Annotated in this window: 13 protein-coding genes; 9 read left to right on the forward strand and 4 right to left on the reverse strand. The window is 73.6% G+C overall.

Annotated features, from left to right (window positions below; translation table 11 throughout):
* Positions 1-18 precede the first annotated feature (18 nt).
* A complete protein-coding gene (locus DXZ73_RS07445) occupies positions 19-336 on the forward strand; it encodes an acyl carrier protein (protein WP_116210220.1) in 318 nt (105 codons plus the stop codon).
* 86 nt (positions 337-422) lie between these two features.
* On the opposite strand, the gene DXZ73_RS07450 is transcribed toward DXZ73_RS07445, so the two are convergent.
* Positions 423-3173: a SpoIIE family protein phosphatase gene (locus tag DXZ73_RS07450; RefSeq protein WP_116210221.1), complete on the reverse strand. Its 2751-nt coding sequence runs from the start codon at positions 3171-3173 to the stop codon at positions 423-425.
* A gap of 215 nt (positions 3174-3388) precedes the next feature.
* Here DXZ73_RS07450 and DXZ73_RS07455 point away from each other — a divergent pair, with 215 nt between their 5' ends.
* From DXZ73_RS07455 to DXZ73_RS07465, 3 genes are all read left to right on the forward strand, one after another.
* A complete protein-coding gene (locus DXZ73_RS07455) occupies positions 3389-5923 on the forward strand; it encodes an ATP-binding protein (protein ID WP_116210222.1) in 2535 nt (844 codons plus the stop codon).
* Positions 5924-6058: 135 nt separating this feature from the next.
* Positions 6059-7804 carry a cytochrome c oxidase subunit I gene (gene ctaD / locus DXZ73_RS07460; RefSeq protein ID WP_116210223.1) on the forward strand — a complete coding sequence of 582 codons (1746 nt, stop codon included), beginning with the start codon at positions 6059-6061 and terminating at the stop codon, positions 7802-7804.
* Positions 7801-8190: a cytochrome c oxidase subunit 4 gene (locus DXZ73_RS07465; RefSeq protein WP_116210224.1), complete on the forward strand. Its 390-nt coding sequence runs from the start codon at positions 7801-7803 to the stop codon at positions 8188-8190. The genes ctaD and DXZ73_RS07465 overlap by 4 nt, the downstream gene beginning before the upstream one ends.
* A 15-nt stretch (positions 8191-8205) precedes the next feature.
* On the opposite strand, the gene DXZ73_RS07470 is transcribed toward DXZ73_RS07465, so the two are convergent.
* Both DXZ73_RS07470 and DXZ73_RS07475 read right to left on the reverse strand, forming a co-directional pair.
* Positions 8206-9834, reverse strand: a complete 1629-nt coding sequence (locus tag DXZ73_RS07470; protein ID WP_116210225.1) for a cytochrome b — start codon at positions 9832-9834, stop codon at positions 8206-8208.
* Positions 9835-9901: 67 nt separating this feature from the next.
* Positions 9902-10984, reverse strand: coding sequence for a carboxylate-amine ligase (locus tag DXZ73_RS07475; protein ID WP_116215472.1), 1083 nt, complete (start codon positions 10982-10984; stop codon positions 9902-9904).
* Positions 10985-11209: 225 nt separating this feature from the next.
* Here DXZ73_RS07475 and DXZ73_RS07480 point away from each other — a divergent pair, with 225 nt between their 5' ends.
* A complete protein-coding gene (locus tag DXZ73_RS07480; RefSeq protein ID WP_116210226.1) occupies positions 11210-12328 on the forward strand; it encodes an AI-2E family transporter in 1119 nt (372 codons plus the stop codon).
* Between the two features lie 28 nt (positions 12329-12356).
* Positions 12357-13322 carry a TIGR03557 family F420-dependent LLM class oxidoreductase gene (locus DXZ73_RS07485; protein WP_116210227.1) on the forward strand — a complete coding sequence of 322 codons (966 nt, stop codon included), beginning with the start codon at positions 12357-12359 and terminating at the stop codon, positions 13320-13322.
* A 25-nt stretch (positions 13323-13347) separates the two neighbouring features.
* On the opposite strand, the gene DXZ73_RS07490 is transcribed toward DXZ73_RS07485, so the two are convergent.
* Positions 13348-14181 (reverse strand): class I SAM-dependent methyltransferase, encoded by an 834-nt coding sequence (locus DXZ73_RS07490; RefSeq protein WP_116210228.1) that lies wholly within the window; start codon positions 14179-14181, stop codon positions 13348-13350.
* Between the two features lie 116 nt (positions 14182-14297).
* Between DXZ73_RS07490 and DXZ73_RS07495 the strand changes: the two genes are divergently transcribed.
* The 3 genes from DXZ73_RS07495 to DXZ73_RS07505 all read left to right on the forward strand — a co-directional run bounded on the left by DXZ73_RS07495 (position 14298) and on the right by DXZ73_RS07505 (position 19227).
* On the forward strand, positions 14298-14864 hold the full coding sequence (locus DXZ73_RS07495) for a helix-turn-helix domain-containing protein (protein ID WP_116210229.1): 567 nt from the start codon (positions 14298-14300) through the stop codon (positions 14862-14864).
* An 84-nt stretch (positions 14865-14948) separates the two neighbouring features.
* On the forward strand, positions 14949-17693 hold the full coding sequence (locus DXZ73_RS07500; protein WP_116210230.1) for an AfsR/SARP family transcriptional regulator: 2745 nt from the start codon (positions 14949-14951) through the stop codon (positions 17691-17693).
* 298 nt (positions 17694-17991) lie between these two features.
* Positions 17992-19227, forward strand: coding sequence for an NAD(P)/FAD-dependent oxidoreductase (locus DXZ73_RS07505; RefSeq protein WP_162890098.1), 1236 nt, complete (start codon positions 17992-17994; stop codon positions 19225-19227).
* Positions 19228-19261 lie beyond the last annotated feature (34 nt).

The raw sequence follows: 19261 nt of genomic DNA on the forward strand, positions 1-19261 counted from the left end.
CACACCACAGGAGCATTCATGACCAGCACCCCCGACACCTCGGACCAGGACGCCGCCGAGATCGAGCAGCAGCTCGCCGCCGCCACCCCCGAGCAGCGCGAGAGGCTCCTCACCGACACCATCCGCACCCAGGCGGGCGCGCTCCTCGACACCTCGCTCGCCGACGACGGCAACTTCCTCGAGAACGGCCTCAACTCCCTCGCCGCCCTCGAACTCGCCAAGAACCTCATGGTGTTGACCGGCATGGAGATCCCCATGGTCGCCATAGTCGAGCACCCCACCCCCGCCCGGCTCGCCCACTACCTCGGCCAGGAGCTCACGCACGCCACTTCGTGATCGCAGCGCGCGGCCGGATCCATGGGCGCCCCGGGACAGGGCGCTCATGGCCACGCGTCGAGGAGTCGTCGGGCGCCCGAAGTGCGTCAGGCCAGCGGCTGCTCCGCCCAGATGACCTTGCCGTCGGGGGTGTAGCGGGTGCCCCAGCGGTCGGCGAGCTGGGCCACCAGGAAGAGGCCGCGGCCGCCCTCGTCCTCCGCGGCGGCGTAGCGCAGGTGGGGAGAGGTGCTGCTGGTGTCGGAGACCTCGCAGATCAGGCTGCGGTCGCGGAGCAGGCGTACGCGGATCGGCCCGGCGGCGTGCCGGATGGCGTTGGTGATCAGCTCGCTGAGGATCAGTTCGCTGGTGAACACGGCCTCGACCAGGCCCCATTCCGTCAGCTGACGGGTGACGTCGGCGCGTGCCCCGGCCACGACCGCGGGGTCGGAGGGCAGCTCCCACTCCGCGATCCGGTCGGCTCCCAGGATGCGGGTGCGGGCGACGAGGAGGGCGATGTCGTCGCTCTGGCGGGCGGGCAGCAGCGCGCCGAGCACCGCGTCACAGGTCTCCTGCGGGGTTCTGCCGGGCCCGGCCAGGGTGCGGCTGAGGATGTCCAGGCCGACGTCGATGTCCCGGGTGCGGTCCTCGACGAGGCCGTCGGTGTAGAGCACCAGCCTGCTGCCTTCGAGGAGGGAGATCTCCACGGTCTCGAAGGGCAGGCCGCCCAGGCCGAGCGGCGGCCCGGCGGGCAGCTCGGGGAACTCCACGGTGCCGTCGGGGCGGACGAGCGCGGGCAGGGGGTGCCCGGCGCGGGCCAGGCTGCACGTTCCGGACACCGGGTCGTAGATGGCGTAGAGGCAGGTGGCGCCCGCGATCGCGGTCTCGCCGCCCGCCTCAGCGGCCTCCTGGTCGATGCGGCCGACCAGTTCGTCGAGGTGTCCGAGTACCTCCTCGGGCGGCAGGTCGAGGGAGGAGAAGTTCTGCACGGCGGTGCGCAGCCGGCCCATGGTGGCGGCGGCGTGCAGGCCGTGGCCGACGACGTCGCCCACGACCAGCGCGACGCGGGTGCCGGGCAGCGGGATGACGTCGAACCAGTCGCCGCCCACCCCGGCCTGGGCGGGCAGGTAGCGGTAGGCCATGTCGAGGGCGGTCTGCTCGGGCAGCCCGCGCGGCAGCAGGCTGTGCTGGAGCGTCACGGCCATGGCGTGCTCGCGGGTGTAGCGGCGGGCGTTGTCGATGCACACGGCGGCGCGGGCCGCGAGCTCCTCGGCGAGGGACAGGTCGTCCTCCTCGAAGGGGTCGCTCTGCCGGGTGCGCCAGAAGTTGGCGATGCCCATGAGGACGCCGCGCGCCTTCAGCGGCACGGTGATGAGCGAGTGGAAACCGTAGTCGAGGATCTCCTGGGTGCGCTCCGGGTCCTGGGTACGCCAGCCCGCGTTGGTCCCCAGGTCGGGTACGAGCACGGGCTGCCCGCTGACGAAGCCGGTGGCCTGCGGGGTGGGCGCGGCGAACCGGTGCAGCTCGCCCGCGCGGTAGAGGGGGTGGTCGTCCGTGACGCCGGTGAGCGCCACCCGGCGCAGCTCCGGCGCCTCGGTGCCCACGGCCTGGGGCTCCTCGCCGCGCAGGACGGGCTCGGCGAGGTCGACGGTGGCGTAGTCCGTGAAGCGGGGGGCGGCCACCTGGGTGAGTTCCTCGGCGGTACGCCGTACGTCGAGGCTGGTGCCGATGGCCACGCTCGCGTCGTACAGCAGCCGCAGCCTGCCGCGGGCGACCTCGGCCTTCCCGGCGAGGGCCTGGAGGTCGGTGGAGTCACGGAGCGTGGCGACGCTGCCGGGCGGGCCGCCGCCGCGGTCCGTGGGCCGGTTGTTCACGGCCAGCAGCCGGTCCCCGAAGGGGATCACCTCGTCGGTGGCCACCCGGCGGGAGACGAGGAGCTGGGCCATCCGGGGGTCGAGGCCGAGTTCGGCGACGGTGCGCCCCTCCACGTCCGGTGCCAGGTCGAGGAGGCGGCGCGCCTCGTCGTTGGCGAGCAGGACCCGGCCGTCGCCGCTGACGATGACCACGCCTTCGCGGACCGCGTGGAGGACCGCGTCGTGGTGTTCGTACATCCGGGTCATCTCGGTCGGGCCGAGGCCGTGGGTCTGGCGGCGCAGCCGCCGGGTCACCAGGGCCGTCCCGGCCGTCGCCAGGGCGAGCGCGACGGCGCCCGCGCCGAGGACGACGGGCAGCTGGCGGTCGAAGGCGCTGCTCACGGCGCTGACCTTGATCCCGGACGACACCAGGCCGACGACCGTGCCGTGGGAGTCGGTCACGGGGACGACGGCCTGCACCTCTTCGCCCAGTGGGCCGTGGACGCTCTCGATGGTGATGCGGCCGGCCTGCGAGGGGCCGATGTTGCCGATGAAGTGCTTGCCGATCAGCTCGGGCTTGGGGTGCGTGTAGCGCAGGCCGTTGCGGTCGGTCACCACGATGAAGTCGACCCCGCCCTGCTTGCGGGCGGCCTCGGTCAGGGGCTGGAGGACGGCGCTGGGGTCGGGGCCGGCGAGCGTGGCGACCAGGCCGGGCGCGTGGGCGAAGGCCTCGGCGGCGGCGAGCGAGCGGTCGCGCGCCGCCTGGAAGCGGTCGCTCCGCGCCTGGACCAGCAGGGTGATCACGGCGGCGACGACGAGCAGCAGCACGATCAGCACTTGCAGCAGGAACATCTGACCGGCGACGCTGCGGGTCGCCACCAGTCGCAGTCGCCGTGCCGACGCCGCCCGCGAGCCTTGGCGCCTCTCTCGCCGCTCATGACGGCGCCCCGGGCGCCGGGCGAACCAGCGGCCCGAGAGGCCCCAGGAGCGGCCCCGGATTCGGGCCATACCCCCATGTCTACCCTGCCCTCTTGCGCGGCGCGAACGATGGCGCCCCCGCCGGACCGGGCCACCGGGGTCAGGAACGTGTCAACGTCGGGACGCCCCCGGTCCCGATCCGGTGCCGCGACCCGACGATGAGCAGTGCGTATGTGAAACCACCCGTACCGGGCGCGACGCCGCTCTCCCCGGCGTGGCACCCCCTTTCCGCAGAGGAGCGACCGATGGTGCAGGGCAGCCTTCCGACCGACGCGCCGGGCCCGCGTCCCGGCAGGCTCAAGGTCTTCCTCGGGGCGGCCCCCGGGGTCGGCAAGACCTATCGCATGCTGGACGAGGGGCGGCGCCGGGCCCGGCGGGGCACCGATGTGGTGGTGGCCTTCGCCGAGTGCCACCGGCGGCCGCACACCGAGGCGATGCTCGACGGGCTGGAGGCCGTCCCGCGGGCGCGGCACTCCTACCGGGGCACGGCGCACACCGAGCTCGATCTGGACGCCGTGCTGGCCCGGCGCCCGGACGTGGCGCTGGTGGACGAGCTGGCCCACACCAACGTGCCGGGGGTCCGCAACGTCAAGCGCTGGCAGGACATCGAGGAGCTGCTCGCCGCCGGCATCGATGTGGTGACGACCGTCAACATCCAGCACCTGGAGTCCCTCAACGACGTGGTGCAGAAGATCACCGATGTGCCGCAGCGCGAGACCGTCCCGGACGAAGTGGTGCGCCGTGCCCACCAGATCGAGCTCGTCGACATGCCTCCCGAGGCGCTGCGCCGCCGGATGGCGCACGGCAACATCTACGCGCCCGAGAAGATAGACGCGGCGCTGTCGCACTACTTCCGGATCGGCAATCTCACCGCGCTGCGGGAGCTGGCCCTGCTGTGGGTGGCCGAGCGCGTCGACGAGACGCTCCAGCGCTACCGCGCCGAGCACGGCATAGGGGGCGTCTGGGAGACCCGCGAACGCATCGTCGTCGCGCTCACCGGCGGGCCCGAGGGCGAGACCCTTATCCGGCGGGCCGCCCGGATCACCGCCCGTTCCTCCGGTGACCTGCTCGCCCTCCACGTCACCCGCAGCGACGGCCTCGCGGGGGCCTCGCCCGCCGCCCTGGCCAAGCAGCGGCGGCTCGTGGAGAGCCTCGGCGGTACGTACCACACGGTGGTCGGCGACCATGTCCCGTCCGCGCTCCTGGACTTCGCCCGCGCGGAGAACGCCACCCAGCTCGTGGTCGGCGTCAGCCGCCGCGGCCTGCTGCCGCGGTTCTCGCGCGGTGTGGGCGAGACGACGGTCGCGCTGTCGGGGGACATCGACGTCCATATGGTCACGCACGAGCGGGCGGGGCAGGGCCGGGCCCTGCCCGCGCCCCGGCGGGACCTGTCGTCCGCGCGGCGGATCGGCGGTCCGGTGACGGGGCTGCTCGTGCCGGTGCTGCTCACCCTGCTGCTGCGGGAGTTCTCCGGGCCGCTGGACCTCAACCTGACCAGTGAGACGCTGCTCTTCCTGCTGGCCGTCGTCGGCGTCGCCTGCATCGGCGGGGTGCTGTCGGCGCTGCTCGCGTCCGTCGCGGCCTCGCTGCTGCTCAACTACGCCTTCGTGCCACCGGTCGACCGCTTCACCATCGACGAGACCAACAACGTCCTGGCCGTGGTGGTGTTCGCCGTGGTCGCCGTCACCGTCGCGGCCGTCGTGGACCGTTCGCTGCGGCTGAGCCGCCGGGCCGCGAGCGCGACCGCGGAGGCCGAGACGCTGTCGTCGCTGGCGGGCGGCATCCTGCGGGGCGAGCACGACGTGCCCGTCCTGCTGGAACGCACCCGTGAGACGTTCGGGATGGAGTCCGCCGAGCTGCGCCCCCGCGGCGCCGATCCGGGGCGGGCGGCGGACCCGGAGGGTGTACGGGCCGGGCTGACGGTGCCCATCGGCGCCGACGGTGAACTGGTGCTCCGCGGCCGGGCGCTGCCCGCCACCGAGCGCCGGGTGCTCACCGCCTTCGCCGCCCATCTGACGGCGGCCGTCGAACACGCCCGCCTCGCCGAGGCCGTCGCCGAGGTCGAGCCGGTCAAGGCCGCCGACCGGATGCGGACCGCCCTGCTCGCCGCCGTCAGCCACGACCTGCGGACCCCGCTCGCCGGCAGCTGGGCCGCCATCAGCTCCCTGCGCAGCCGGGAGGTCGAGTTCTCCGAGGCCGACCGGGAGGAGCTGCTCGCCACCGCGGAGGAGTCCCTCGTCAAGCTCAACCGGCTGGTCGACAACCTCCTGGACATGAGCCGCATCCACGCCGGGGCGCTCACGCTGCACCTCCAGCCCACCGGGCTCGCCGGGGTCCTGGCGCTGGCCCTGGACACCCTGCCGGAGTCCCCGGCGGTGCCGGTCGTCTCCCACGAACTGGAGGGGGTGCCGGACGTGCTCGCCGACCCGCCGCTGCTGGAGCGGGTGGTCGCCAACCTCGTGGCCAACGCGACCCGGCACTCTCCCCCGGACCGCCCGGTCACCGTCGCGGCCAGCGTCCTCGCCGCGCGGGTCGAGCTCCGTGTCATCGACCGGGGGCCTGGGATCAGCCCCGCCGACCTGGAGCGGGCCTTCGCGCCCTTCCAGCGGCTGGGCGACACCGACAACACCACCGGGCTCGGTCTGGGGCTCGCCATCTCCCGGGGCCTGACGGAGGCCATGGGCGGCACGCTCACCCCGGAGGACACCCCGGGCGGGGGCCTGACGATGGTGGTCTCCCTGCCCGCAGCCCGCACACCCGCGGAGGACGTCCTGGCGTGAGCGGCGCGGCCGGGCGTCCGCCGGTTGGCGTACGCCCGGGTTTGCCCGGCGGCGGCCACGGCTACACACGAGGCGCCCGCACAGGGACGCCGGTCCCGTCGCAGCCCGCGCCGGGCCGGGCCCACGGAGGGGCGAATGCCGCAGCTTGAGCACGAGGGTTCCGAGGAGACGGAAGAGGGGACGGCAGAGGGGACGGCACAGGGGACACGGCGGGCGGCAGGCAATCCCCGGGTGCGGCTGGGCGGCCGACTCCTGACGTACGCCACCACCACCGATCACAAGGTGATCGGGAACATGTATCTGGTGACGGCGTTCGCGTTCTTCCTCGCCGCCGGTCTGATGGCGATGCTGATGCGGGCCGAACTGGCGCGGCCCGGCCTCCAGATCGTCTCCACGGGGCAGTACAACCAGCTGGTGACGATGCACGGCACGCTGATGATGCTGCTGTTCGCGACGCCGATGTTCGCCGGGTTCGCCAACGCCGTGATGCCCCTGCAGATCGGGGCGCCCGACGTGGCCTTCCCGCGGCTGAACGCCCTGTCGTACTGGCTGTTCCTCTTCGGCGGGCTGATCGTGGTCTCCGGTCTCGTCGTGCCGGGCGGGGCCGCGCCGTTCGGCTGGTTCGCCTACGCGCCGCTGAACAGCGCGGTCTACTCGCCGGGGGCGGGCGGTGACCTGTGGGCCATGGGGCTGGTGGTCGCCGGGGTCGGCACCACGCTGGGTTCGGTGAACTTCATCGCCACGATCCTGTGTCTGCGGGCGCCCGGTCTGACGATGTTCCGCATGCCGGTCTTCACCTGGAACATCCTCTTCACCTCGATCCTGGCGCTGCTCGCCTTCCCGGTGCTCACCGCGGCGCTGCTGGTGCTGGAGGCGGACCGGAAGTTCGGGGCGCGCGTCTTCGACGCGGCGAACGGCGGGGCGATCCTGTGGCAGCACCTGTTCTGGTTCTTCGGGCACCCGGAGGTCTACATCGTCGCCCTGCCGTTCTTCGGGGTGATCACCGAGATCATCCCGGTCTTCAGCCGCAAACCGCTCTTCGGCTACACGGGCATGGTGGGGGCGACGATCGCCATCACCATGCTGTCGGCCTCGGTGTGGGCACACCACATGTTCGCGACCGGGGCCGTGCTGCTGCCGTTCTTCTCCCTCATGTCGTTCCTGATCGCCGTGCCGACGGGCGTGAAGTTCTTCAACTGGATCGGCACCATGTGGCGCGGCAGCCTCTCCTTCGAGACGCCCATGCTGTGGGCGGTCGGCTTCCTGGTGACCTTTCTCCTGGGCGGGCTCAGCGGCGTCCTCATCGCCTCGCCACCGCTCGACCTCCACGTCACCGACAGCTATTTCATCGTGGCGCACCTGCACTACGTGCTCTTCGGCACCGTGGTCTTCGCGATGTTCGGCGGTTTCTATTTCTGGTGGCCCAAATGGACCGGCCGCATGCTCGACGAACGGCTGGGGAGGATCCACTTCTTCACGCTGTTCACCGGATTCCAGATCACGTTCCTGGTGCAGCACTGGCTGGGCGAGTCGGGGATGCCCCGGCGCTACGCCGACTACCTAGCCGCGGACGGCTTCACCACCTTGAACACCGTCTCGTCCATCGGCGCGTTCCTGCTGGGGATCTCCACCCTCCCGTTCCTGTACAACGTGTGGCACACCGCACGGCACGCGCCCAAGGTGACGGTGGACGATCCCTGGGGCTTCGGGCGCTCGCTGGAGTGGGCCACCGGCTGTCCGCCGCCCCGGCACAACTTCGCGTCCCTGCCGCGCGTACGGTCCGACTCCCCGGCCTTCGACCTGCACCACCCCGAAGCCGCGGAAGCGGCAGCCCCGCCGCCCGCGGACCGGGCCCTTCCGCACGGAGACACGAACACATGAAGACCGAGGCATGGCTCTTCGCCGGGGTGGCCGGCTTCTTCCTCGCCACCGGCGCCTTCTACACCTGGCTGTCCGGCCGCGAACCCGCGGGCACCGCCGCCCTGACCGTCTCCTTCGTCATGGCGTCGCTGGTCTCCTTCTTCTGCGCCATGAACCACCGGCGCCGGGGCCCCCGGCCGGAGGACCGCAAGAGCGGCGAGATCGCCGAACGCGCCGGTCCGCTCGACTTCTTCCCGCCGCGCAGCGGCTACCCTCCGCTGACCGGCCTGGGCGCCGCCCTCACCGCGCTGGGCGTCGTCTACGGCCTGTGGCTCTTCATCATCGGCTTCGGCCTGCTGGCCGCGGGCGTCTTCGGCCTGGCCTTCCAGTACGTCCACCGCGACTGACCGGCGGCCGTCGCGTCACTCCCCCGGCTCGACCGGCGCGGCCGTCCGCTCCTCGATCTCCCGCCGCTGCTCGGGCGTCACGGGCAGCTCCACGCGGTCACGGTAGTACCAGCTGCTCAGGGCCGTACGGAGCCGCTGCACGCGGGGCACCGGGCCCTCGCCCGCGGGCAGCGGCAGCGGGACCTCACGCACCATCAGCCGGTAGCCGCGCCGGGCGGACAGCGGGCGGTGGCCCTCGCCGAGCCCGCCGTGGACGCTCTGTTCCACCTCGCCGCTCTCCTCGCCCTCGGCCAGCGTCAGCCGGTCGTGGTCCTGGAGGGCGAGGCACATCCGCTTGGTGACCAGGAAGGCCACGACCGGCCCGAGCACGACCCCGGCCCGGAAGATCCACGTCAGGGTGTCGATCGAGACCCGGAAGGAGTACGCGACCACGTCGTTGCCGCCGGCCGCGAGCAGCACGGCGTAGAACACGATGCCGGCGACCCCGAGCGCGGTGCGGGTGGGCCGGTTGCGGGGCCGGTCGCTCAGGTGGTGCTCGACGCCGTCGGCCGTCACCCACTTCTCCAGGAAGGGGTAGAGATACAGGGCCGTGAACAGCACGCCCGGCAGGACGACCGCGGGGATCAGCACGTTCCACATCCAGGTGTGGCCCCACAGCACGGTCTCCCACGGCGGCATGACGCGCAGCGCGCCCTCCAGGAAGCCGACGTACCAGTCGGGCTGGGCGTCCGTCGCCACCTGGTCGGGGCGGTAGGGCCCGTAGTTCCAGACGGGGTTGACCTGGGCGAGCGCCCCGAGCGCGGCCAGCAGGCCGAAGAGCATCAGGAACAGGCCGGTGGACTTGGTGAGGAACTGCGGGAACATCGGCTGCCCGACGGCGTTGCGATTGGTCCGGCCCCGCTCCGCCCAGTGGGTGTGCTTGAGGTAGACGACCAGCAGCAGGTGAGCGGTGAGCAGCGCGATCAGCACTCCGGGGACGAACAGCACGTGCACGATGTACAGCCGCGGGAGGATCACATGGCCGGGGTACGGGCCGCGCCACAGGAACGAGCTCAGGTACGTGCCCACGACGGGGATCGAGAGCACGATCGTGTTGGCCGTGCGCATCCCCGTGCCGGACAGCAGGTCGTCGGGCAGGGAGTAGCCGCAGAAGCCCTCGAGCATCGCGAGGACGAACAGGGTCATCCCCACCAGCCAGTTGGCCTCCCGCGGCCTGCGGAAGGCGCCGGTGAGGAAGACCCGCAGCATGTGGACCGCGGCCGCGGCGACGAACACCAGCGCCGCCCAGTGGTGGATCTGCCGCATGAGCAGCCCCCCGCGGACCTGGAAGCTCAGGTCGAGCGTGGAGAGGTACGCCTGCGACATCGGCAGTCCGCGCAGCGGCGCGTACGGGCCGTGGTAGACGCTCTGCGCCATGCCCGGGTCGAAGAACAGCGCGAGGTAGGACCCCGTGAGCACCAGCACCACGAAGCTGTACAGGGCGAGCTCGCCGAGCAGGTACGACCAGTGGTCCGGGAACGCCTTGCGCAGCAGCGCCCGGCCCGCTTCCGCGACGGGGAGCCGCCGGTCCATCGCGACGAATCCGCCCGCGGCGGCCGCCCGGGCCCGCTGCGCGGCCCTCTCTCCCCGTCTCCGGAACAGCATGGAGTGATGGGTAACCCGGGTGCCGGGCGCTCAACCGGCGATTAGCCAGAACAGAGCAGGGCGCCCGCTACATGGCCGTGACCAGATCGGTCAGCGCTTCCAGACCGCCGGAGGCGAGCGCGCGGCGCTGCCGGTCGGCCGGTGCCCCGTGCCGCAGGAAGCGGCGGAGCAGCCGCGTCACCTCGGCCGTGTCCCCCGCCTCGTCGAGCGCGGGCGTGATGTGGTCGACGAGCGCCCGCACCGCGTCGTCGGCCCGGTGCCGCCTCCCCCGGCTGTCGAGGAGATCGCCGCGCAGTCCGTGGCGCGCGGCGTGCCAGTTGGCGGCGTGGAGCATCTCCGGCGGGCACGGCGTCACGGGCAGGCCCTGCCGGTCCTCGTGCACGGCCGTGGCCACCAGGCCCCGGACGATGCCCGCGAACATCATCGCGTCGTCGGCGGTGAGCTGGACGTCCAGGCAGCGCACTTCGATCGTGGGGTAGCGCTCGGACAGCCGGGCCTGCCAGTAGACCTGCCCGGAGTCCATGATCGCTCCGGCCCTGAGCAGCGCGTCGACGCGTCGCTCGTAGTCGGCCGGGCCGTCGAAGCCGGGCGGGGGGCCGCTGACGGGCCAGCGGCCGAAGACGACGGTGCGCCAGCTCGCGAAGCCGGTGTCCCGCCCCCACCACAGCGGGGAGTTGCCGCCCATGGCGACGAGCACGGGCAGCCAGAGGCGGATGCGGTTGAGCACGGCCACGCCCACCCGCCGGTCGGGGACGGCGACGTGCACGTGCATGCCGTTGACCAGCTGTTCGTCCGCAAGGCGGGCCACCTGCGCGGCGACGGCGGCGTACCGGGGCTGCTCGGTGACCGCGGGCGGCGCGGCGCAGGCGAGGGGCGCGGTGCCGGTCGCGGCGGGCAGACAGCCGGCCTTGTCGGCGGCGACGCCGACCGCGCGGCGCAGCCGCAGCAGGTGCGCGCCCACGTCGGCCAGCTCGGTGCAGACGGGGGTGGCGACCTCCAGCTGGGCCTGGAGCAGTTCCGATTGCACCTCGCGCGCGTCCACGGCCGGCTGGAGGCCCGCCACCGCGCGCACCTCGTCCGCCAGCGGCACCAGTGTGGCCGTGGCGGGGTCCAGCAGGAGGTATTCCTCCTCCACTCCCATGGTGATCACGGGGGACGTGTACCCGCCGGGGCGCGGAATGCGCGGTCCGGCGTCCGGTGTCAGCCGACTGCCGCCCTCACGGGGCACGCTCGGCTCAGCAGGTGGTCTTCGGGCGGCGTCCGGTGCTCCGGTGGCGCCGCGGGGTACGGAGAGGTCCAGGGTCGAGGACCGGTGCTCCCCGGTGGGCGCGGTGCCGGGCCGTCAGCTGCCCGCGGGCTTGTCGGAGAGGGTGCGATGCAGTCGGAGAACGGCCCGCGGAAGGGGGGTGAGCCGTCCGGTGGCGCGCCGGGCGGCCCTCGTGCGGAGCGTGGCCGGCGGGTGCTGGTGCGGCCGACGGCGTCCTGGTTCGCGGCCGGGTTCAGCGCCGGGCTGGGGCTGACGCTGGCCTATCTGGCCGTGCAGACCGTCCTGCGGATCAGCGGTGTGCTCACCCTCCTGCTGCTGGCCCTCTTCGTGGCGATCAGCCTGGAGCCGGTGGTGGCCTGGCTCGCGCACCGGCGGCTCGGGCGGGGCTGGGCGGTGACCGTCGTGATCATCGCGTCGCTCGCCCTCCTGGCGGGCTTCCTGGCACTGGTGATCCCGCCCGTCTCCACCGAGGTCGCCGCCCTGGTCGACGCGGTGCCGAAGTGGCTGGGGCAGCTGCACGACCACCACTCGGCGCTGGGCCGTCTGGAGGACCGCTACCACCTGGTCTCCAAGGCCCGCCGGCAGCTCGGTTCCGGTCTGGGCCCGGCCGTGGTCGGCGGGCTGCTGGGCGCGGGCCACCTGGTCGTCAGCGCGGTCACCGGGACCGCCCTGGTCGTGATCCTGACGGTGTACTTCATGGTGGGGATGGAGCAGCTGAAGCGGTTCGTCTACCGCTTCGTCCCGCTCAGCCGCCGGGCCGGGGTGGTGACGCTGACCGAGGCGACGCTCGTGCGGGTCGGGCGCTACATGCTGGGCAACGCCGCCACGTCGGCCGTCGCGGGCCTGGCCACGTTCGCCTGGTGCGCGGTGCTGGACGTCCCGTACGCGGCGGCGCTCGGCGTGCTCGTCGCGCTGCTCGACATGGTCCCCGTCGTGGGGTCGACCGTCGGCGGGGTGGTGGTGAGCCTGGTCGCCCTGGCGGTGTCCTTCCCCGTCGCGCTGGGCACGGCGGGCTTCTACATCGCGTTCCGGCTGGCGGAGGACTATCTGATCATGCCCAAGGCGATGCGGTACGCCGTGGACGTGCACCCGCTCGTGACCGTCGTCGCGGTCGTGCTCGGCGGTGCCCTGCTGGGGATCGTCGGGGCGCTGATCGCCATTCCGGTCGCCGCCGGGATCGGGATCGTGCTGGAGGAATCCGCGTTTCCACGGATCGACGCCGCATAGCCGACGGCGACGGGGGAACCCGGGTCGCATGGTGCAAATCGGATACACGATGATGACCGAGCAGGCGGGCCCCCGGGACCTCGTCGATCATGTGGTGGGCGCCGAGGAGGCCGGGTTCGACTTCTCCGTGACCTCCGACCACTACTTCCCGTGGCTGGCCTCCCAGGGCCACGCGCCGCACGCGTGGACCGTCCTCGGCGCCGCCGCGCGGGCCACGTCCCGGATCCCGCTGATGACGTACGTGACCTGCCCGACCACCCGCTACCACCCGGCCGTGGTCGCGCAGCAGGCCGCCACGCTCCAGCTGCTGTCCGGGGGACGCTTCCGCCTCGGCCTCGGCTCGGGCGAGAACCTCAACGAGCACGTCGTCGGCGGCGGCTGGCCCTCCGCCGACCTGCGCCTGGAGAAGCTCGCGGAGGCGGTCGGGATCATCCGGCGCCTCTTCGAGGGCCGGGTCGTCACCCACCGCGGCACGCACTTCCAGGTCGAGCACGCCAAGCTGTGGGACGTTCCCGACCGGCCCCCGCCCATCGGCATCGCCGTCTCGGGCGAGGTCTCCTGCCGGCTCGCCGGGCACCTGGCCGACCTGGTGATAGCCACCGAGCCGAGGAAGGAGCTCCTGGAGCTCTTCGACCGGCACGGCGGGGCCGGCAAGCCGCGGGTGGGGCAGCTGCCCGTGTCCTACGACCAGGACCGCGACGCGGCGATCGACCGGGCGCACGACCAGTTCCGCTGGTCCGGTCTTGGCTGGCCGGTCAACTCCGAGCTGCCCCACGACGGCGCCTTCGCGTCCGCGACCCGCACCGTCACCAAGGACGACGTCGTGGAGTGGATCCCCTGCGGCGCCAAGGTCGACGACTTCGTCGACGCGGTACGGGCCTACACGGACGCGGGGTTCTCGGAGGTGGCCCTGATCCAGATCGGCGGGGACCAGCAGGCCCCCTTCCTGGCCTGGGCCGAGGAAGAACTCCTCCCGGCGCTGCGCGAGCTCTGAGAAGCGTGCCCGGCGGCGGGGCCGGTCAGTTCCCGGGGCGCCGGCCGAAGTGCACGGTCTTCGCGGTGAGCAGGAACAGGTCGGGGCGCCGGTCGACACCCGCCGGGTCGGCCGGGTCCAGCAGCCGGTCGAGCGTCGCCGCGTCCTCGGCGTCGAGGACTTCCGCGAGCCCCGTGCGACACCGCTCCAGCGTGCCGCGCACCGACTGCCGCACCTCGTCGGACACCGGCGCGGGGTGGTCCACGAGGAAGGTCCTGGCCCGCACCTCGGTGAGTCCCGCGGCGCGCAGCATGGCGGGCCAGTCCTCGATCACCGCCACCGAGCCGGGCAGCTCGGTCCGCATCCGGTCGAACCGGTCGGCCATCGCCGCGTCCAGCCGGGTCTGCAGGCCCGGCCGCCCGAAGCCCAGGTCCCTCGGCAGCGAGCGGGCGGGCAGCCCGCCTTCGACGACGGCCAGGACCCCGCCGGGGGCGAGCAGCCCGGCGAGCCGGTCCAGCGCGTCCTGCTGGTCGCCGACGTGGTGCACGACCTGCCCCGACCACACCAGGTCCGCGGTCCCGAGCCCGGCCAGTCCCCCGGGGAACTCCGCCACCTCGGTCCGCAGCCGGACGCCGAGCCGCCCGGCCCGCTCCTCGGCACGGGCCAGCAGTTCGGGCGAGCCGTCCACCGCCGTGACCTCCGCCCGCGGGAACAGCGCCGCCATCCGGCAGGCCGCGACGCCCGGCCCGCTGCCGATGTCCAGGACCCGCCGCGGGGCCAGGTCCCCCAGTTCGTCGAGGGCCTGCCGCACATAAGGGCCATGCGCCTCGCCCTCGCGCTCCAGCATGTCGGCCATCGCGGCCCAGTCGAAGTCGTTCATCCCACCCGCTCCTTCAGCTCTTCGACGTCATTCGTCGTCGGACACCTCACTGACGCCGACCATGCGCCCGCCCCGGGCGGATTGACAAACCTTGTTGCCGTTTCTGCAATAAGGGGATGGAAGACGTACTCGCCGCCGTCGGACCGAGGCTCAGAAGGATCCGTCAGCAGCGCAAATGCACCCTCGCGGCGCTGTCGCGGACCACCGGGATCTCGGTGAGCACGCTGTCACGGCTGGAGTCCGGGCAGCGCAAGCCGAGCCTGGAGCTCCTGCTGCCGATCGCGCACGCCCACCAGGTGCCGCTGGACGAACTGGTCGGAGCGCCCCCGGTGGGTGATCCGCGGGTGCGGATGAAACCGGTCGAGCGCGGGGGTGCGACGGTGGTGCCGCTGACCCGGCAGCCCGGTGGCCTGCAGGCGTTCAAGATGGTCATCGGCACCACCCGCAGCACTCCCGAGCTGCGGACGCACGACGGCTACGAGTGGCTCTACGTGCTCAGCGGCGCGCTGCGGCTGGTGCTCGCCGAACACGACATCGTGCTCAAGGTGGGTGAGGCCGCCGAGTTCGACACCCGGCTGCCGCACTGGTTCGGCAGCACCGGGGAGGCGCCGGTGGAGGTTCTCAGCCTGTTCGGGCCACAGGGCGAGCGCATGCACGTCCGCGCGCAGCCCCGTACCGCCTGACCAGGGCGTTCGTCCCGAGCGGAGGTCTGCGGGCGCTTCGCGCCCCGGTATTCTGGGGTCTTTCCCGCAGGAGGTTGTGCGCCGATGGAATTCCGGCTTCTCGGAGCGGTATCGGTCGCCACCGGGACCGGTGATCTCCCGCCCGGGCCCGCCAAGCGGTGCAGCCTGCTCGCCGCCCTGCTGCTGCGTCCCAACTGTCCCGTTACGGTCGCCCAGCTGACGGCCGCCCTGTGGGACCACGAACCGCCGCCGCGCGCCCGCGGTGTCATCCAGGGCCATGTGTCACGGCTGCGGACCCTGCTGACCTCGGCCGGCGCGGAGATGCACGGCGTCGAGCTGGTCACCCAGGGCACGGCGTACGTCCTGCGGATGCCGGAGACCCTGCTGGACGCCCATCGCTTCGAGGAGCTGGTGACACAGGCCCGCGGCCGACGCGACCCGGCCGACGCGGTGGAGATGTACCAGGAGGCCCTGTCCCTGTGGCGGGGGCCCGCGCTGGCCAACACCTACCCGAGCCCGCCGCTCCAGGCCGCCGCGCACGCGCTGGAAGAGCTCCGGCTGGCCTCGACGGAGCAACTTGCCTCCTGCTACTCGCGGTTGGGCGAGCACGCCAGAGCGGCCGCGGTCCTGCGCCCGGCGGCGATCGCCCATCCGCTGCGCGAGTCCCTGTCCGTCGCCCTCATGCAGGTGCTCCAGCGGGCGGGCCGCCGCTCGGAGGCCCTCGACTGGTTCCACCGCACCCGGCGGCTGCTCGCGGACGAGCTGGGGGTCGACCCGGGCCGGGAACTGGCGGACGCCTACGCGCTGGCCCTGCGCGGGGAGTGCGAGGCCATGAAGGAGGCGGCACCGGCCCCGCCCGCGGCCGCCCCGGCAGCCGTCCGGCCCGCACCCGTGCCGCCGCCGGTCCCGCACTCCGGCGTGGCCGATCTGCTGCCCCGCGCACCGCGTGGTTTCCACGGGCGGGTGGCCGAACTGACCGCCCTGTCCCGGGCCGCCGCGGGCGAGGCACCCGTCTGTCTGGTCACGGGTCCCGCCGGAGTCGGCAAGACGGCGCTCGCGGTGCGGTGGGCGCACCGCAACCACGCCATGTTCCCCGGCGGCCGCCTCTACGCCGACCTGCGCGGCTTCAGCGACACCGGAGAGCCCGCACTGGGCGAGATACTGCGCGAGTTCCTGCTGGCGCTGGGTGTCGCGCCGCGCCGGATACCGGAGACGGCGAACGGCTCGGCCGCGCTCTTCCGGTCGCTCGCCGCCGACCGCCGCCTGCTGGTAGTCCTGGACAACGCGCGCGACTCCGAGCAGGTCCGGCCGCTCCTGCCGGGCGGAGCCCACTGCGTCACCGTCGTCACCAGCCGGCACCGGCTGCCCGGGCTGATCGCCTCCGACGCGGCCCGCCCCGTCCCCCTGGAGGTGCTCGGGCCGGAGGACGGCACGGCGCTGCTCGCCGGAGTGCTCGGCAAGGACCGGGTGCTCGCGGAGCCGGCGGCCGCGCGGCGGGTGGCCGAGCTGTGCGGCGGGCTGCCGCTCGCACTGCGGGTGGCGGCCGCCAGACTCTCGGACCGGCCGCACCTGCCGCTGGACTCGCTGAGCGCCGAACTCTCCGACGAGACCCGTCGGCTGGGCCTTCTGGACGTGGAGGACACCGGTGTACGGGCGGCGCTGCGGCTCACCGTGCGGCAGCTCCCGGAGTCCGTCGTCCACCACTTCGCCCATCTCGGCCGCCATCCCGGCGCACACGTCGACCGGTACGCGGCGGCGGCCCTGGCGGGCACGCACCCGGACGTGGCCGAGGCCGCGCTGGAACGGCTGGCCGCCGCGCACCTCGTCACGGAGACCGCTCCGGGACGGTGGGCGCTGCACGATCTCGTCCGGCTCTACGCGCGTGGCCTGGACGCCGGGCCCGACGCCCTCACGCGCGTACTCGACCACTACATCGCCACCGCCCTCGCCGCGGTCCGCGCGGCCGAGCCGGGCGACGAGGCGTGCTTCGCGCAGCCATCCGGTTTCCATGTCCCCGTCGTGGCAAGGGCGTTCGAGGACCGGGCCGAGGCCATGGCCTGGTACGCGACCGAGCGCGACGACCTCGCTTCGGCGGCGGCCGCGGCGCACTCCGCGGGACTGCACGACAGGACCTGGCGGATCGTCCTGGCGCTGTGGCCGCCGATGGTGTGGCGGGTGCTCGACGGCTGGACCCCCTTGCTGGAGAGGGCCTTGGCGGCGGCACGGGCCGACGCCGACCCGTACGCCGAGTCGCGGGTGCTGGCCCTGCTCGGCTGGGTGCTGACGGAAGAGGGCCGCACCGACGAGGCGCTGCCCTGCCTGGAGTCCGCCCCCGCGCTCGCCGCCCGCGCCGGTGACCTGAGCGGCGAGGCGACCGCGCTGGTCAACCTGTCGCTGGCACAGGCGTCGCTGGGCGACCCGGAGGAAGCGGCGGAGGGCTGTGTGCGGGCGGCGGCACTGGCCCGCGAGGCCGGTGACCGGCACACCGAGCGGCTGGCCCTCTACCACCTCGCGCGGCACCGGCTGGAGGCCCGGGAATGGCGGTCGGCCCTCGACACGGCGACGGCGGCCCTCGCCCTCGACGACCGCTCGGAGGCGCAGGCCGCGTCCCGGGTGCTGCTGTCCTCGGCGGTCGGGGAGGCCCTGCTTGGGCTCGGCGACGTGGACGAGGGCATCCGGCGGCTCGACCGGGCGGCACGGGAGGCGGAGGCGACCGGCTTCGACGACGGCGCCGTGCGGGCCCTCGGAGCGCTGCTGCGGGTGTCGTCGGACGAGGGGTTCAAGGCGCGGTACGACGCGGCGCTCGCCCGGCTCACGGCCCGCGAGTAAGGGCCTTCGCCGGGGGGCGTCAGCGGGACGTGAGCCGCGCGTGAGCGGAACGCCAGAGGGCCCCGTCAAGCTGGGCGGGAGCGGGAACGACGCCGCGGAACCGCACCATCGACGGGGAGGTCTCTCATGCGTACGTCCCGGATTCGAGGCGGACGTCCTCGACCGGAACACCGCCGGCAGCCGCCGCGCTGAAGGCCGTCGGCCACGGCATCGCGCGCGCCGAGATGATCCCGACCGCCGACGACTGCAGCCCGGAGTGCTGGGCCTGATGGCCGACGGCACTTCGACGAGGACTTCCATGCGATCCCCTGATTCCTACTGGCTGGAGACCGGCCCGGGCTGGGCCGGGAACGGCGCGGCGCTGCCGCGGCGCACCGGCGTCTGTGTGCTCGGTGCCGGCGTGATGGGCTCGGCCCTCGCCTACTGGCTGGCCAGGGCCGGGCTGCGGCCCCTGGTGCTGGAGCGCAACCCCGGCCCGGCCATGGGCTCCTCCGGCCGCAACGCCGGACGGCTGATCCAGGGCGGCAACGCCCAGCACGCCCTCGCGATCGAGGAGTTCGGCCATGCGGAGGCGCTGGCCATCTACCGGGCCACCCTCGTCAACCGGGACCTGGTGCGCGAAGTGGCCGCGCGCGAGAGGCTGGAGGCGACCCGCTTCCCGACGGCCGAGCTCGACCTCACCGCCTGCCGGGACGAGGCCCTCGAACTCGAGCGGACCGCCGAGGCCCTGCGGGCGGACGGCATGGCCGCCGACTGGCTGGACCTCCCGGCCGCCCGCGGGGTGTTCGGCACCGACCTCCCCGACACCCTCCTGGGCGGGCTGTACCGACCGGACCAGGACTCGGTCCACCCGGTCGCGTACGTACGGGGAATGGCGGCCGCGGCGGCGCGGGGCGGCGCGGAGTTCGCGTGCGGCATCACCGTGACGTCCGTGGAACCGGCCTCCGGCGGCGGATGGCTCGTCACCACCGACGCGGGCCGGGTGGCCGCGGACCAGGTGGTCGTCGCGCTCAACGCCTGGACGCCCCGGCTGCTGCCGGAGCTCGCTCCGGTCATCACCCCCGTGCGTGGCCAGGTGGTCCAGACCGCGCCCGTGCCCTTCCGCATTCCGCAGTGGGGGCTCGACCGGGGGCTCCTGTACGGCGGTCAGGCCCGGGACGGCTCGCTGCTCATCGGCGGTCTGCGCAACACGGTCCCGGGCCGTGACGAGGGCATCGACCCGCCGGAGGACGGCAACACCCCCGCCTTCTCGCCCGACTTGGCCGACCGGCTGGCCGACGCGCTCCCCGCGCTGCTGCCGCGGGCCACCGGTGTGCCGGTGGTCCGGGCCTGGAGCGGAGTCATGGCGTTCACCCCGGACCGCTGCCCGTTGGTCGGCGCCTGGCCGGGCGTGGACGGGCTGTGGGTGCTGGCCGCGTTCAACGGTTCCGGCATGCCGTACTCGCAGGTCATGCCGGAACAACTGGCGGAACGGATCCGCGGCGGCCGGGGGGACGGCATCCCCTCCGTGTTCGATCCCGCCCGTTTCCTCTGAGCAGGAGCAGTACGGGGAGCCGGCCGACCTGCTG

Origin of the sequence: Streptoverticillium olivoreticuli subsp. olivoreticuli, assembly GCF_003391135.1 — a bacterium.
Taxonomy (GTDB): Bacteria; Actinomycetota; Actinomycetes; order Streptomycetales; family Streptomycetaceae; genus Streptomyces; species Streptomyces blastmyceticus.

Bases quoted from the DNA above. Each gene is read 5' to 3' on its own strand.
- DXZ73_RS07450 (WP_116210221.1), bottom strand. From the start codon at position 3,173: ATGGCCCGAATCCGGGGCCGCTCCTGGGGCCTCTCGGGCCGCTGGTTC.
- DXZ73_RS07505 (WP_162890098.1), top strand. From the start codon at position 17,992: ATGCGATCCCCTGATTCCTACTGGCTGGAGACCGGCCCGGGCTGGGCC.
- DXZ73_RS07485 (WP_116210227.1), top strand. From the start codon at position 12,357: ATGGTGCAAATCGGATACACGATGATGACCGAGCAGGCGGGCCCCCGG.
- DXZ73_RS07490 (WP_116210228.1), bottom strand. From the start codon at position 14,181: ATGAACGACTTCGACTGGGCCGCGATGGCCGACATGCTGGAGCGCGAG.
- DXZ73_RS07470 (WP_116210225.1), bottom strand. From the start codon at position 9,834: ATGCTGTTCCGGAGACGGGGAGAGAGGGCCGCGCAGCGGGCCCGGGCG.
- ctaD (WP_116210223.1), top strand. From the start codon at position 6,059: ATGCCGCAGCTTGAGCACGAGGGTTCCGAGGAGACGGAAGAGGGGACG.
- DXZ73_RS07480 (WP_116210226.1), top strand. From the start codon at position 11,210: ATGCAGTCGGAGAACGGCCCGCGGAAGGGGGGTGAGCCGTCCGGTGGC.
- DXZ73_RS07465 (WP_116210224.1), top strand. From the start codon at position 7,801: ATGAAGACCGAGGCATGGCTCTTCGCCGGGGTGGCCGGCTTCTTCCTC.
- DXZ73_RS07495 (WP_116210229.1), top strand. From the start codon at position 14,298: ATGGAAGACGTACTCGCCGCCGTCGGACCGAGGCTCAGAAGGATCCGT.
- DXZ73_RS07455 (WP_116210222.1), top strand. From the start codon at position 3,389: ATGGTGCAGGGCAGCCTTCCGACCGACGCGCCGGGCCCGCGTCCCGGC.
- DXZ73_RS07500 (WP_116210230.1), top strand. From the start codon at position 14,949: ATGGAATTCCGGCTTCTCGGAGCGGTATCGGTCGCCACCGGGACCGGT.
- DXZ73_RS07445 (WP_116210220.1), top strand. From the start codon at position 19: ATGACCAGCACCCCCGACACCTCGGACCAGGACGCCGCCGAGATCGAG.